This is a genomic window from Luminiphilus sp. nBUS_07, from assembly GCF_051201685.1.
Classification (GTDB): domain Bacteria; phylum Pseudomonadota; class Gammaproteobacteria; order Pseudomonadales; family Halieaceae; genus Luminiphilus.
In genome coordinates, this window is record NZ_CP179213.1 from 1,481,421 (window position 1) to 1,496,038 (window position 14,618).

Annotated in this window: 12 protein-coding genes; 1 reads left to right on the forward strand and 11 read right to left on the reverse strand. The window is 53.0% G+C overall.

Translation table 11 applies throughout. The features are described 5' to 3' along the window. Nucleotides 1–31 precede the first annotated feature (31 nt). The 8 genes from ACMAZB_RS06555 to hexR all read right to left on the reverse strand — a co-directional run bounded on the left by ACMAZB_RS06555 (nucleotide 32) and on the right by hexR (nucleotide 10,550). A complete protein-coding gene (locus ACMAZB_RS06555; RefSeq protein ID WP_435215476.1) occupies nucleotides 32–229 on the reverse strand; it encodes a hypothetical protein in 198 nt (65 codons plus the stop codon). Nucleotides 230–482: 253 nt separating this feature from the next. Continuing rightward, the gene (locus ACMAZB_RS06560; RefSeq protein ID WP_435219891.1) at nucleotides 483–2,732 is read right to left on the reverse strand and encodes a PQQ-dependent dehydrogenase, methanol/ethanol family; all 2,250 of its coding nucleotides are present in this window, start codon (nucleotides 2,730–2,732) and stop codon (nucleotides 483–485) included. Then, nucleotides 2,732–3,622, reverse strand: a complete 891-nt coding sequence (locus tag ACMAZB_RS06565; RefSeq protein ID WP_435215479.1) for an alpha/beta fold hydrolase — start codon at nucleotides 3,620–3,622, stop codon at nucleotides 2,732–2,734. The genes ACMAZB_RS06560 and ACMAZB_RS06565 overlap by 1 nt, the downstream gene beginning before the upstream one ends. A 359-nt stretch (nucleotides 3,623–3,981) precedes the next feature. Next, nucleotides 3,982–5,424, reverse strand: coding sequence for a M20/M25/M40 family metallo-hydrolase (locus tag ACMAZB_RS06570; protein ID WP_435219892.1), 1,443 nt, complete (start codon nucleotides 5,422–5,424; stop codon nucleotides 3,982–3,984). 163 nt (nucleotides 5,425–5,587) lie between these two features. Continuing rightward, nucleotides 5,588–6,100 carry a DUF427 domain-containing protein gene (locus tag ACMAZB_RS06575; protein WP_435219893.1) on the reverse strand — a complete coding sequence of 171 codons (513 nt, stop codon included), beginning with the start codon at nucleotides 6,098–6,100 and terminating at the stop codon, nucleotides 5,588–5,590. Nucleotides 6,101–6,202: 102 nt separating this feature from the next. Then, nucleotides 6,203–6,589 (reverse strand): RidA family protein, encoded by a 387-nt coding sequence (locus ACMAZB_RS06580; protein ID WP_435215483.1) that lies wholly within the window; start codon nucleotides 6,587–6,589, stop codon nucleotides 6,203–6,205. Between the two features lie 467 nt (nucleotides 6,590–7,056). Beyond that, nucleotides 7,057–9,678, reverse strand: coding sequence for a phosphoenolpyruvate carboxylase (gene ppc, locus ACMAZB_RS06585; RefSeq protein ID WP_435219894.1), 2,622 nt, complete (start codon nucleotides 9,676–9,678; stop codon nucleotides 7,057–7,059). Continuing rightward, the gene (hexR, locus tag ACMAZB_RS06590) at nucleotides 9,675–10,550 is read right to left on the reverse strand and encodes a transcriptional regulator HexR (RefSeq protein ID WP_435215486.1); all 876 of its coding nucleotides are present in this window, start codon (nucleotides 10,548–10,550) and stop codon (nucleotides 9,675–9,677) included. The genes ppc and hexR overlap by 4 nt, the downstream gene beginning before the upstream one ends. A gap of 169 nt (nucleotides 10,551–10,719) precedes the next feature. On the opposite strand from hexR, the gene gap reads away from it, so the two are divergent. Beyond that, nucleotides 10,720–11,751 (forward strand): type I glyceraldehyde-3-phosphate dehydrogenase, encoded by a 1,032-nt coding sequence (gap, locus tag ACMAZB_RS06595; protein WP_435219895.1) that lies wholly within the window; start codon nucleotides 10,720–10,722, stop codon nucleotides 11,749–11,751. 103 nt (nucleotides 11,752–11,854) lie between these two features. Here the strand turns inward: gap and pgl are convergent, their stop codons facing one another. From pgl to eda, 3 genes are read right to left on the reverse strand one after another with little or no spacing between them, the layout of a single operon-like run. Next, nucleotides 11,855–12,535: a 6-phosphogluconolactonase gene (gene pgl / locus ACMAZB_RS06600; protein WP_435215489.1), complete on the reverse strand. Its 681-nt coding sequence runs from the start codon at nucleotides 12,533–12,535 to the stop codon at nucleotides 11,855–11,857. Continuing rightward, complete coding sequence (gene zwf, locus ACMAZB_RS06605; RefSeq protein WP_435219896.1) at nucleotides 12,528–13,973, reverse strand: glucose-6-phosphate dehydrogenase; 1,446 nt, start codon at nucleotides 13,971–13,973, stop codon at nucleotides 12,528–12,530. The genes pgl and zwf overlap by 8 nt, the downstream gene beginning before the upstream one ends. Next, on the reverse strand, nucleotides 13,970–14,617 hold the full coding sequence (gene eda / locus ACMAZB_RS06610) for a bifunctional 4-hydroxy-2-oxoglutarate aldolase/2-dehydro-3-deoxy-phosphogluconate aldolase (RefSeq protein ID WP_435219897.1): 648 nt from the start codon (nucleotides 14,615–14,617) through the stop codon (nucleotides 13,970–13,972). The genes zwf and eda overlap by 4 nt, the downstream gene beginning before the upstream one ends. Nucleotide 14,618 lies beyond the last annotated feature (1 nt).

The window sequence follows — 14,618 nt, forward strand, 5'->3', positions numbered from 1 at the left end:
GTTGATATCGCAGTGTGAATCGCGGCGGGGACTAACCCACTTCTGGGCTGTCGATTGCATGGTCCATGCCTGCCAGTGTGTGGGTAAGCCGTTTTTTATAACGACGCTGGCGCCGCCGCGCTTTAGCGGGGTTGGCTCGCCAGCCTTGACGCTTATCATGTACCAGCTCATCAAGGTCGTCGGCGGTTTGAATGTGCTTACCGTCTGACTCGTAGGTTCTTCGTGTCATTTTAAACCTCCGGTGGGTGTTCGAAGAGTCTTACGTTTCAAGCAACGCAGCAGCAACTTTTACGGCAGTATGAGTATCAACGAAAGTTGGACGCAAACTCGGGGTATGGCGTGGTTGCGGTTGTGCGGCACATATCAGCTTGAGCTGCTGCCCAGCGCATCTTAAGGGTGAATTTTCTGCTGCAGAACGTTCCCCGATAACCTCTACGAGGGTTGCTCAGTGGCTAAAACTTTGGCTGCGGGCACATTAAAGCTCACGGAAGATCTTGCTCGGGAGCGTGCCATTCGCCCCCTTGGACACCCTCATCAAATAACCGCCAAGCCTCATCAATCAAATACACGTGTAGGGCCTCGACTTGATCGGCATTCAATAAATCAGAGAAGTTACCCATGCCGCGTTCTGCCAGTGTGCCTTCGAGTACGATCTGTGCGAATGCCTTATGGGTGTCGCCGCTCATGCGTCGTAGATCAGGTATTCCTGCACCGCGACCGTCGATGTTGGCGTGGCATTTTGCGCAGTTACGCAAAAACAAAGCCTCTCCCTTGGCTATTTGTCCGGAGGAACCTTGGCGGGGAACTGCCGGAGGTGCTTTGCTGGTATCTGCGTAAAGTATTTCGGGTCGTTTCGGAACTTTCCCTCCGTTTAATTTAAAGGCAATCATTCGTCCGGCGTTGCCGTAAGTGTAGGCGGCCATACCGGGTACATAATCGTTGCCATTGCCGCCACCAACTCCTGTTAACAGGGCGATGTACTGAATACCCCCCACGCTGTAGCTCATAGGAGCGGCCATCATGCTTGCGCCAACAGATATTTGATGCAGTGTTTCACCGGTATCAGCATCTAAAGCTACAAGTTCACCGGTTCCGCGACCCTGAAAGACGAGGCCGCCTGCAGTGCTGAGTACGCCACCACCGTTCCAGAATGCGTTCATGTTGCCAATCCAGTGTCCTGACGTTTCACGCTCCCAAGCAAGCGTCTGAGTTACGGGGTTCCAAGCCCTTAAAAACCCACGAATAGTGGTGTCGGGTTGTCCTGCGCCCAACACCTCTAAAGGGGGCAGTGTCTTGGCGAGGGCGCTGTCTAAACCCCATTCGCCGGGGGTCGTAAAAATATACTGCGAGTGGCTGTTCAGCCCTCCTTGTTGATAAGTAAACGACTCAGTTGGCATAGTCCAAATCGCGCCAGCCTCCTTCACCGGTATATAGACAAGTCCGCTGTCTGGGTTGTAAGACATGGGTTGCCAATTGTGGGCACCTTGGGGGCCGGGGAATATCAGTTTTGGTTCGTAAAAATACTCAGCCTGCGATGTTTCAACAGGACGCCCAGTCTCGCTGTCAATGTGGCTGGCCCAGTTAACTTGGGCGTAGGGCTCAGCCGAAATTAGCTCGCCGGAAGCGCGATCTAGAACATAGAAAAAGCCATTCTTCGGGGCCTGCATCAGGACCTGACGAGATCTACCTCCAATGTCTAAAGTGGCAAGAATGAATTTTTGAGTGGCAGTGAAGTCCCAGTTGTCACCGGGAGTCGTTTGATAGTGCCAGACCAACTGTCCATTGTCGGGGTTAATAGCAAGAATGGAGGCAAGGTACAGATTATCGCCTCCTTCTGGGCTCCTTAATTTACGTGGATAGGGTGCTGCGTTGCCGGTGCCCACGTAAAGTAAGTTGAGTTCTGGGTCGAAGGCCATAGCATCCCAAACGGTGCCGCCCAGTCCGACTTCCCACAAACTGTCGGGGTCCCAGGTGGTTGCGGCGACCTCAAGTTCGGGATGTTCGAAAGGCGGGTTGGGACTGCCCGGTACGGTAAAAAAGCGCCAGCGCAGTTCGCCAGTGTAAATGTCATAGGCCGTGATATAGCCTCTAGCATCGAACTCAGCTCCTGCGTTACCGATAATGACGAGATCGTTGGCAATGTAGGGCGCACCGGTAATGGTATAGCCTCGATTGCGATCGATAAACGTGTCGGCGCGCCAGACAACGGCACCGTCATTTTTATCAAGGGCAAATAGGTAGCCGTCCAGCGCCGCAACGAACAGCGTTTTTTCCGCGATTGCAACGCCTCGGTTTACGACACCGCAACACACCTTTCGCATGAATTGTGGGTTGATTTCGGGATCAAACTGCCACAGCGATTCCCCGGTCGACGCGTCAACGGCAAAGGCAATGCCCTGGGGCCCACTGCCGTACAGCACACCATCGACCATTAGTGGTGTTGCTTCATAGCCATGTGCGGAGGGAAGGTCGATATGCCAGGCGTAACCCAGTTCAGCAACGTTCTTCCGATTGATTTGTTCTAGGGGGGAGAAGTAGGCCTGTTGGAAATCACCGCCCCCCGTAAGCCAGTTGCCGGGTTGGGGTGATTCGTCGTCGAGCTTCTGGGCTGCAACTTGGCGGTTGGGCACTGTGTTGTTGTGAATGGACGTTTCTGAGGTGTTTTTCGATGTTTTGCAGGCGCTTACTAGAGTGAGGGACAAACAACACACCAGGGTGGTGAGGGCTCGCATCAATGAGTCTCTTCAGGATCACCAAAAATAAAATCTTTTGATTCTGGTCGAGAGTAAGGCTGTTCCATAAAGCGTTGAACGGTGGTGTTAAAGAGTATTGGGTCGGTTGCAGGAGTGAAGTGGGTTTCACCGGGAAAAATAGCGAGGTGTGCCTTGGGCAATGTTTGGTACATGAGCACCGTGTGCTCTTCTCGAATAATATCTTTATCACCCGCCATGACTAATACCGGTGCTTCAATGCTGGCCAGCTCTGCTAGCGACATATCGGGTAGTTCCCTGAGAAGATAAAAGTGTTGCTTAAGTGCCGTCCAGTTTTGATCCGTATTTCCGGCGGCGATCTGGCGGTCTATCTCTGTTGAAAAATCCATCACCCAGTCTACTGCCCAACTGTGTACGGCACTTTTATCGGGACTCAGATTTGCACCCATGACTGCAAGACGATCAACGTTATTGGGGTAGGCGCGAGCGATCTCAAGGCTAATGTTGCCACCATCACTCCATCCGATCAGTCGTACTGGCGGCAGTTGAAGGTGGTTAATGAGTCCCACCCAGTCTGAGGCCATGATTTTGTAGGTCATCTGTTCTTCGGTTATGCCCGATCTGCCATGAGCACGGCTGTCGGCTACTATCACTTGATAGTTCGCCGCAAAATGGCTGATCTGCGCCGACATATCAGCAATGCTTTGGCCGCTTCCGTGTATCAGCACAAGAGGCTCTCCGGCGCCATAAATCTCGTAATACATTTCGATGCCATTGACCGCAAAGAAGCCGCCGGCCTTGTTATTGCTGCCATAATCCGGTGATGAGGCTGAGGCGGTAACCCCGAGGAAGGAGGTAGTAATAGCGGCGACAAAGAGCGTCAGGCTGAAAAGCCTGCTAGTGATGGACATCTAATTCTCTCCCCGGGCAGATAGCTGACTGCCTCTATATTTATAAAGATGCGGGCTAAATCTTCCTCTCCTCTCCCGTGTCGTGTTTCAGCCGAAAAGAGACGTGACCCGATGAACTCCTTTGTAGCACATGAGAGCTGCGCAAGCAGCTCACAGTGCCTCTGCAAGATTTAGGGGCGCCTTGCTAATTAATAGGAGATAGCTGGAGCTTATGTTTGTCGCAGTGAGCGCCTACAACCCAGTCGTCCTTTAGCTGTCAAATCAAGCACAATATGGGTGGCATTAACAGTCAACTGGGGTAGCCGCCCGCTCGGTTAAAAGCGCCTGGCTCCATAGCCGTGGCTTTGCCAGTCAATGCGCTAGAGCGCGTCCCCGGCTCCCTTAATCATGCCACGCGCCACCGCGATCGCCTTGTTGAAGCTGTGCTCTGAAATATATTCGTTGGTGCCGTGCACAGAGCGCGCTTGAGCGGCATCGATCGAATTGCCATGAAACCGATACTGATCCTGAGCGAGGTCAACATAATGTCTTGTATCGGTAGTCGCTTGGAGTAATGAAGGTATTGCAAGTGCATCAAGGTACACCTCGGCTATGGCTGCACTGATTACGGAAAAGCCATCACCGTTTACGTCAGCAACTCCGGGTCGATTTGCCCATCGGTCATTGCTGATACGTACTGCTGGGTCATCGACAATCTCGGTGATTTCAGCAATCAACATTTCGATCGTGTCCCCCGGCAATAATCGAAAGTTTACTTTGGCTTCAGCGCGCTGAGGGATCACATTTTCTTTAACGCCGGCATTAAACATGGTGATTGCTGTTGTTGTTCTCACCATGGGTTGGGTGAGTGTTTCTTTTGCCATTTGCCGAGCAATGAGGCCATCAAAGAGCCAGAGGTTATTGAATAAAAAGCGCTCCGGCTGGGGCATTTCGCCAGCCATCAGGGCCAGCGCACTGCGCATGGGCTCAACCAGTTTCGGTTTAAAAGGGTTGCTTTCAATGCGATCCAGAGCTCGGGCCAGCGTTCCTATTGCGCCCGTGCTGGCCGGGCTCGAGGAATGTCCACCTGCCGCTTGGGTTGATAGTGTTAGCGTGACGTAGCCTTTTTCGGCCACATTGATCATGGCCAGGTCCCGCCCGGGTAGCAATGGGGTGTCGCGCACCACAAACCCACCCTCGTCGACCATCCAATCGAAGGTGAGGTCAAGCTCGCGCATGCGCTGAGCTAGGGCTGCCGCGCCGTTTTGACCTCCAATTTCCTCGTCGTGGCCAAAGCCAAAGACTAGTGTTCTGCGGGGTGTGTAGCCCTCGTTGAGCAGAGCTTCCGTCGCCTCCAAGAGGCTGAGAACACCTTGCTTGTCATCCAAGGTGCCACGGCCGTACAAATTGTTGTTTTCGATAACGCCGGCAAAAGGTGGGTGCAGCCAGTCACCCTCAGTTCCTGCCTCAACGGGTACCACATCAGTGTGGGCGGTGAACAACACAGCGTTTTTATCAGCATCACTGCCGGGCCAGCGCAATAAGATGCTGTAGGTGTTGACGTATTCTACGTCTAGCTGACGAAAGGTTTCGGGATAGGTCAGCGCTAAATGTTCATTGAGGCCCTGAAAAGCACGGTGGTCAATTTCCGACGTGTCTTGAGAGCTTACCGTTTTAAACCGCACGGCCTCTGCGAGGTGCTCAAGGGGGGAGGCGCCGAAGCAGAGTTGGACCGGTAAAAGTAATAGGCCGGTTAGAATCAATCCCTTGCGGAGACGTCTCCAAGCTGTCTTTGCGTTGTTTTTTTCGGTTCTTTGCTTCATGGCCTCGTTGCCTGGTCGTTGGTTGCCGCTAAACATGGTGCCTTGCTCCTAATGATTGCCCAGTTTGTGGCGGGCTAGGTGTCCAGTTTACTCTGGTTGATTCAGCTGCAGGGATATGAGTAGGACTGACTGCGCCCGCTGCCAACGACTCAAGTATTTGCGGTTACCAATGACTCGTACCCGGTTCGCCCTTAAAAGGTCCTACAACACGGTCTGTAATCCATCCGCCGTAAAAGGTGCCTGGCTGGGCCTGCACCCGTTGCCCCTGGACGCTACATTCGACTAACCCCGGGTAAAAAGAAACATGCCCGTCGAGGCGCGCAAAGCTAGCTACGGGATTGCGATATTGCCAGGCGATAGCCCCCAGTTCAGCGTGATTTAGTAGTGAGAAATAATTCGCTGTTCCTTTCCACTCGCAAAAACTGCTTCCAACCATGTTGTTTAAAGCCTTCCAGTTCACATCCTCTTCGGGAATGTAGTAGGTAGGTGGGTGAGCGGTTTCCAGAACGCGTAACGTGCGGCAGCTGTTGGCGAGGTTTAAGCCAGCTAGCGAGACATCGACGCGCTCATCACTGGCCACGAGTGCCGGGGGGCGTGGATAGTCCCACACGGACTCTTGCCCCTCTAAAGGTAAACAAGCGAAATCAGGTCGCTGGTTGCCAGTAAATTCCCACATAAATGTTCCTTAGTTACCGTTAGCGATAGCTTCTAACCCGCCGTGAGATTATTCGGCGCCCGTATTAGCACCCTGTGGGGCCTGCCATCGCACAAACACTCGTTAGCTTATGGTCGCAATAGCTTCTATTTCAATCATGAGCTCAGGCAGGGCTAGGGCCCTAACCTCAACGATGGTGTCTGCTGGATAGGGGGCTGTGAACCATTGTTCCCGTAGCGCTACGATGCGCTCAAAATAGCCCATGTCCGTGAGATAAATGGTGACCTTGACCACTTTAGATAGATCGGAGCCACCGGCTTCTAGAGTCCGCTGCAGAGATTGAAAGGTTGCCTCTGCTTGGGCATCAAAATTATCTATGCCCACCAGCTCACCCGTTTCGGAAATGGCAGCATGGCCCGACAGAAACAACAGGCCGTTGACTTCAAAGCCGGGTGAGATTCGAAAAGGCGCTAGTGGATCTGGTGTGAGTTTAATGGGGGTCGCGGTCATTGAAATATCTCCAACGGTGAAAGGGGCCCAAAGAACGCGGGGAATTTCCGGCTGCTTTTTAAAAGCAGTCAGCGGCCCTATGCCTACGAGCTATTACTGCCAAGAGATCATACTGGGATGGGGTTCCATAACCCAGTAGGGTTGAGTGCACCGAGTCATTGTGTGACTAGCGCGTCCAACAACGTTCTGGCGTCGGCGGTGTTTTCAAGGCCTGGTAGAGGATTAATCTTTATGTTTTGCGGTGGCGTTGGGCGGGATAAACGGCTGATCGATTGCTACAGCAGCGCCTTAATGGGCTCAGGACTTTGATGTTCCAAAGCTAAATAGCGCTACTACCTATTCAAAGCTGATCTGCGGGGAGCGCATTTAAGGGCCGGGTGTTTGCAACCCTGTCGACGTTAAGGGGTGTCGAGGGCAGGTTTATAAAAAGCGCAATGTTGGCGCTAGGGCTCGTGGCTGCCTTAGGTTTATCCAGTGTTTCGCATGCCTGCAGCAACCCCGGCGATAGTGACCATAAGGGCTCGCTCGGTGGCTTTATCAGGATTCCCTCGCTGTCTGCGTAATAGCTCAGCCTGCAGCAAGTTAAGTGGGGCGGTGTAAATATCTCTAAGGTCGATTGACTCGCGTCCCCAGGTGTCGTGCTCTAACTCTGTTTCTGTCTCTAAAATTCCGAGAAGTACGCTGCGGTCGTCACTGAGCTGTTGCCGCAGTGCCGCCCCTAAGTTTGCGAGTTCCGAGGTTACGAGCAAACGGTCATAGAGCTCTGCAATGGTAAGGTCTGATTTAGCGAAAACCATTTCTAGCATGGATAGCCTAGCGCCAAAAAAGGGCCACTTTTGAGCCATAGTTTTTAGTGTAGCCTCGTGTCCACCGGCGGCAGCTTTCGCAAGCGCCGAGCCTGCACCCAACCAAGCTGGAAGCATCAGACGATTCTGAGACCAGGCAAATATCCAAGGTATGGCACGTAAGCTACTAATGCCCCCATCAGATCGACGGCGGGTTGGACGTGAGCCTAGGGGCAAACTGGCAAGTTCCTGCTCGGGTGTGGCCTGTCGGAAATAGGGCACAAAGCTGGGTTCGTCTCTCACCCATCGGCGATAATCCTCACAAGAATCTGTGGCTAACTGATTCATGAGCAATCGCCATTCCTTGGCAGGTTCCGGGGGTGGGGTTAGGTTTGCCTGTAAAATCGCACTGGCGTAGCGGCCTAACGTATTTACAGCCAGAGGCGTGAGGCCCAGCTTGGTTCGGATCATCTCTCCTTGCTCGGTCACTCGAAGCCCATTTTCAAGTGATCCCGGGGGCTGTGACAACAGAGCATCATGCGCGGGAGCGCCGCCGCGACCTATGCTTCCGCCACGCCCATGGAACAGCTGCAATTTAACATCGGCGTCCTTGCAAACCTTTAGCAATGCTTCCTGGGCGCTGTACTGCGCCCAGCCTGCGGCCAACATACCCGCATCTTTGGCGCTGTCGGAGTAGCCAATCATCACCATAATTTGGTGATCGCAGCGGGCGCAGTAAGCAGCATCGGATAACAATTCTTCGATGACTCGAGGGGCACTTTCAAGATCATCAAGGGTTTCGAAGAGGGGGGCTACCAACATTTCAGTACCGCAGCCTGTGGCTTTGAGTAGCAGCTGCACAGCCAGTACGTCAGACGCCTCAGCGGCCATAGAAATAACATAACTCCCCAAAGCAGATTGCGGCGTTTCGGCGATAACAAAAAAGGTGTCGATCACCTCCTGAGTCTCTGGTGTCGGGTTCCAGTCTCGGGGCAAAAGTGGTCGTGGATTGTGAAGCTCGGCACGCAGCCACTCGCAACGCTGGTGTTCACTCCAATCCTGATAGTTACCGACTGCTAAAGCCTCGGTGAGCTCGGAAATAGCTTGGGTATGCCGCGCACTTTCTTGGCGAATGTCGAGTTGAATGAGGTAGGGGCCAAAGCAATGGGCTCGGCGTAATGTATCTAGGAGGCAGCCACGGGCGAGTACACCGAGACTAACCATTTGCAGGGATTCGTAGCAGGCCTCAAGAGGGGCAATAACTTCACTCATGGTCAGTGGCGGTGGCCCCTCAAGCTCACCTTCTAGGGTTTTTTCAATGTGTAAGCGTTGCGCCTGCAGACGGTCTCGAAGCGGTTTAAGCACAAAGCGATAAGGTTCAAGAGCACCCTCAGCTTGAGCTTTCAACGCGTCGGAGGCGGTCGTAATCGACAACTCCTCGTAGAGCGTTGCGATGTCACCTTCGAGCAAAGTACAGGCTTGCCATTGCGCCAAAAGCAGTACTTCGCGGGTCACGTTAGCGGTCACATTTGGGTTGCCATCGCGATCACCACCGATCCAGCTTGAGAGTGTTATGGGACTCCACTCAGGAGGGGGAGTGGGTAAGTCGAAGCGTTCACAAACGTCATCGACAACTCTCAAAAATTGCGGCACCGCGTCCCATAACGAGTTTTCGATAACGGCAAATGCCCAGCGAGCCTCATCAATTGGCGTTGGACGCTCAGTGCGGAATTCTTCGGTATGCCAAATTTGTGACACTAATTCCTTGAGGCGGCCATAGTCTCTTGAAGTTTCTGCAGGATTGTCTCGCAGGGTCTCGAGTCGAGTCAGGCAGTCGTTAATTTCGCCGTGCTTGTGAATTAATGTTCTTCGGGTGATTTCAGTCGGATGTGCGGTGAGAACAAGGTCAATCGACAATTTTTTGAGTACTGCATGCACGCGGTGAGTTTCGTGGTCAGCCGAAAGTTGCCGGAAGGCGCCCTCAAGACTAGCTGCCGCTGAGAAGAATGTCTGACTGTAATCGGCCACAGTATGGTGCTGCTCTGCGATATTGGCGAGGTTAAGAAAATGGCTGAAGGCCCTCGCGACATCCAAAATTTGTTTGTCATTTAGCTCAGTAAGCAGAGCGCGCAGGGCTTCCTGATTATCATCATCCCGACTTTCTTTAGACTGCAATCGAATCGCTTCAACCGCATCAAACAGACCAGCATCGCCCTGGCTTTGAATAACCTGACCGAGGATTTCGCCCAAGTAGCGAACATTTTGGCGCAGTTGTGCAGTGTTGTTTGTCGAGGAGGGCGTCATGTCTTGGTTCGCTTTCGGTTAAGGGGCAGGCGCGTCGGCAGCAGGCTTTCTTTCATACGAGCAAGGTGTTCAATGCAGGGCTCACCGCGCTTCAATGTCACCCCGGTCACTAAAATATCGATAATGACGAGGTGTACGATTCGCGATGTCATGGGCAGATAATCCTCGGTATTTTCTGAGGCCTCGAGACCGATGACACAGTGACTGGCCTCGGCCAACGGTGAGCCTTGGGCTGTCAGCGAAATGATGGTTGCACCGCTAGAGGCTGCAAGCACTGCTGCATCGACGATGGCTTCAGTGCGCCCCGTGTGGGAAATAAAGACAAAAACATCACCTTGGCGGCCTCCGGCGGCAAGCATGCGCAGCATTAACGGATCGGTGTGGGTGGTTACAGGAGTCTGAAAACGAAAAAATTTGTGCTCCGCGTCCTGAGCGACGGCAGCTGAGGTGCCCATTCCAAAGAAATAGATTCGACCGGCGGCATCAAGGTGTTCGACTGCTTCCGCTAGCGTGTCCAGAGGTAGGTGTTCCCGAGCTAGCAGCAGCGCATTAACGGTATTGTCGACCAACTTACCGGGGTAGGTTGTCACCGTATCTTCCGGATCTACAACCTGGCTTATGTAGCGCACCCCAGCTACAAGGGAGCGGGCCAGCCAAATTTTAAAGTCGGGGTAGCCCGTGGCGCCCAATCGCTTGCAGAAACGATTCACTGAAGGCTCGCTGACGTTGGCCCGTTGAGCCAGCAGCGCGATACTGGCATGGGTGGCTGCCTCTGGGTCAGCAAGAACCACTTGGGCAATTTTCGTATCTGACTTGCTCAGCCCGGGAAGCGCTGCCTGAATTTGCGTCAATACATTGTTGTCATTAGCCATTGGGGACCTTCTCGCAGTGATGGTTTGGTAAACAACCGTCAGTGTGGCAGCTATAGAATGTAATCATAACAAAATAATAAGTTGCAAATCTAACTAAAATGTCTAAATATGTAATAAAGCTTCATTATAGAAACACCGTTTTAGTCACTGATAGTGCGAGGGACAGGTCATGATAAGAGTTGCCATTAACGGGTTTGGTCGTATCGGCCGAAATATATTACGGGCGTACTATGACCGTCCCAAACTGTCGCAGGCCATAGCGATTGTGGCTATCAATGACCTCGGCGAGCCTGCAATTAATGCTCACTTGTTAGAGTTCGACACAGCACATGGCCGCTTTGGTCATGAAGTGACATCGGGAAAGGATTTTCTTGCTGTTGATGGTAAGCGGATCGCAGTGTTAAGTGAGCGTACGCCAAGCGCACTGCCTTGGGCAGAGCTCGACATCGATCTTGTTTTGGAATGTACCGGCCTGTTTACAGCACGGGACTCTGCCGCGGGGCACCTTGAGGCTGGCGCTCAACGGGTTCTTGTTTCCGCGCCCACCAAAGATGCGGACGCAACGATTGTCTATGGCGTTAACCATAACGCGTTATCTTCCGAGCATCGCGTTATCTCAAACGCCTCTTGTACGACCAACTGCCTAGCCCCGGTGGTAAAGCCACTGCATGACCAGATCGGACTGGTAAGCGGTCTGATGACGACTATTCACGCCTATACCAATGATCAAAATCTAAATGATGTCTACCACAAGGATTTATTCCGCGCCCGAGCCGCGGGACAGAGCATGATTCCAACCGCTACCGGTGCGGCTAACGCAATTGGTCTGGTATTGCCGGAGTTGCAGGGCCGGCTCGACGGTTTGGCAGTGCGAGTTCCCACACTCAATGTCTCGCTGGTCGACCTCAGTTTTACTGCAGCTCGCGATACGTCGGTCGAGGAGGTCAACAGTCTGATGGCAAAAGCAGCGGCTGACGATGCCTTTGGAATCTTGGGTTATAACGAGCGACCTCTGGTGTCGGTCGATTTTAATCATGACAGCCACTCAGCTAATTTTGACGCCAATCACACCCGAGTAGCAGGGCGCTTGGTGAAAGTTTTGGCGTGGTACGACAACGAGTGGGGCTTTTCAAACCGCATGCTAGACAACGCCCTTGAGCTCAGCGCCATCGCTGGCCTGACTGCGGATAAGGCCGCCTGATTGCACAATTAGGTCTTGATGGGGGTATGGGTCACACTAACTTTGGTGCTCCCGTCACTGTACTCACCCAAGCTTGTGGGAGATGCAGCTTATGGGGTGTGATCTAAGGCGTGTGCCAAAGTTGAAACGCCCCTCTGGGTGCGAGAAAGGTAGCCACTGGCGCCTTGGCGGCTTCGGCAACTTCTAGAGCCTCGCGGGCCACGTCAAGTTTTTCCTTCCCCACTATATGCACTGCACCCCAATGGCAATCTTCCAGTCGTTTTTTGGACAGTGAAATTCTTGCATGGGGCGCTGTTGTGGGATGGGTCATTAAAGCCGCATCTAACGTGCAGAGACCCTCGTGGATCTCGTTAGCACAGGGGAATAAAGACGCCGTATGGCGGTCGCCACCCATGCCTAAAATCACAACGTCGAAGGTGCCCAGCTGCTCGAGCTGAGTACAAACGCTTCGTAGGTTGCCTTCTTCGTCTGGAAAGTCAGGGATTAAACTCAGAAACTGAGCGGCAGCAGCGCGATTTTGCAGCAGGTTGAGACGAACCATCGCCTCATTAGATGCCTCGTGATCTGAAGGCACCCATCGCTCATCCGCTAAGAGAACGGTGACGTGCTCCCAAGGAATGTTGGCTGTTGAAAGCTGCGCAAACAAAGGGCGGGGCGTAGAGCCGCCAGAAACAACGAGGGTCGCTTTGCCGCGCGCATTAATGCCGGTTTGCAATTGGCGAGTAATGGTTTCTGCCAATGCCAAATTGAGTGCATCTGGCGATGCGAAGCCGTGGTCAGACATGCCAGCTACGACCGTCTTTTTCTATCAGAAGCTCGGCTTTGGGTGGGCCCCAAGATCCGGCATGGTAGGGCTTGGTTTCTATATTCTTTTGGCGGCAGGCCTCAATCAATTCGTCACACCATCGCCAGCTTTCTTCAATCTCCTCGCGCCCCACAAACAGCGATTGGTCACCATTAATGGCATCTAGAAATAAGCGTTCATAGGCGTCGGGAATTCGGTTCATGCCGGTAGTTTCCCGAAAATCCAAATCTAAGGTGTGGTTCTGTAAGGACAGCTTTTCTCGAAGCGTCTGGCGCTTGGACGCCATTGTTAGCTCGATACCCTCTCTGGGCTGCAACCGGATGATTAGCTTGTTTGCGCTGGTGCCGCCGCTAAAAATATTGTGAGGGAGGTCTTTGTACTGAATGATAATTTCGGTCAGCTTCTCAGGAACGCGTTTGCCGGTTCGAAGGTAAAAGGGAACACCGGCCCAGCGCCAGTTGTCGACGTGAGCCTTGATGGCTATGAACGTCTCGGTATCGCTGTCGGGGCGCTCGCAACCGGTCTCCTCAAGGTACCCGGGCACGGCAGCACCAGAAGACCATCCTTGACTGTACTGCCCTTTAATCACGTGATCGGAAACCTGATCGACATCGATACGTCTCAACGCTTTGACAATTTTTACCTTCTCGTCGCGGATGCTATCGGCCTCGAGGCTGTTAGGGGGCTCCATAGCGACGAGACAGAGCAGCTGCATCAGATGATTTTGAACCATATCGCGAAGCTGACCAACGCGATCATAGTAGGACCACCGGCCCTCGATGCCGACGATCTCGCCAACGGTAATTTGAACATGGTCGATACAGTTGGCGTCCCATTGACTGTTGATAAAGCGGTTTGCAAAACGCAGCGCTAATAAATTTTGAACGGTCTCCTTACCTAAGTAGTGATCGATGCGATAAATCGACCCCTCGTCAAAGTAGCGAGCCAGAGTTTCGTTGACCTCTTTTGAAGATTCTAGACATTCGCCAATTGGCTTTTCTAATACGATTCGGCAGTCACCGGTAAGACAGTTGTTAGTAGCTAGATTGTTGCAGATAAGAGCGAAGATGCTGGGCGGCGTGGCCAAGTAAAATAAGCTGACACGGGTATCATCCAGCGTCGCTCTGATACCGGCGTAGCTATCGGTACTAGCGAAGTCGGCTCCCACATACTGGAAATGTCGCGAGTAGTGCTGCCACTCGGCGTTGGAGGGCGACTCTGAGCCCATGTAGGCATGCATGCGTTGCCTTAGGCCCTCCAAAAAGGTGTCGACGTCGACTTCATCCCTGGCGATTGCCGTAATGCGCAGGTCGTTGGGTAGCAGGTCGGCACGATCAAGTTGAAATAGCGCAGGGAAGAGCTTTCTCGCAGAAAGGTCTCCGGAGGCTCCAAAAATAATTAGGTCAACACCGCTCATTGGATTGATTCCTTTATCTTTGACAACTCAGAGGCTTCACGACTGAGCTGGGTGACGGCGTGCCAGTCACCTGACTGAACTTTGTCTTTAGGGAGCATCCAAGAACCGCCCGCCGCTTGAACATTGGGCAGTTGGAGATACTCCAACAGGTTCTTCGGGCCAATTCCGCCCGTGGGTACAAAGCTAATACTAGAAAAAGGGCCAGAGAAAGCCTTGATTGCTGCCGCGCCACCCGAGGTGCTGGCGGGGAAGAACTTCAAAACTTTAAAGCCGGCCTCGGCTGCGCGCATAACCTCGGTCGCAGTCACCGCTCCAGGCAACAGGGGTGTATTTGACGTGATGCTTTTATCAAACAAGGCATCACTTTGACCCGGAGACACGATGAATCGAGCACCCGCGTCGACTGCGGCAGAAAAGTCGTCTCCATTACAAACGGTACCAGCTCCAACGTGTGCGTCAGGAACCGCTTCGCTGATAGCTTTGATCGCGGCAAGGGCGCAGGGTGTCCTCAGGGTGATCTCGAGAACTTTTATGCCCCCAGCCACTAAAGCTTCGGCCATCGGTATGGCGTCAGCTTCGCGCTCGATAACCATGACGGGAATAACAGATGCGGACGCTAAAAAATTGTAGGCTTGTGGAAGCACG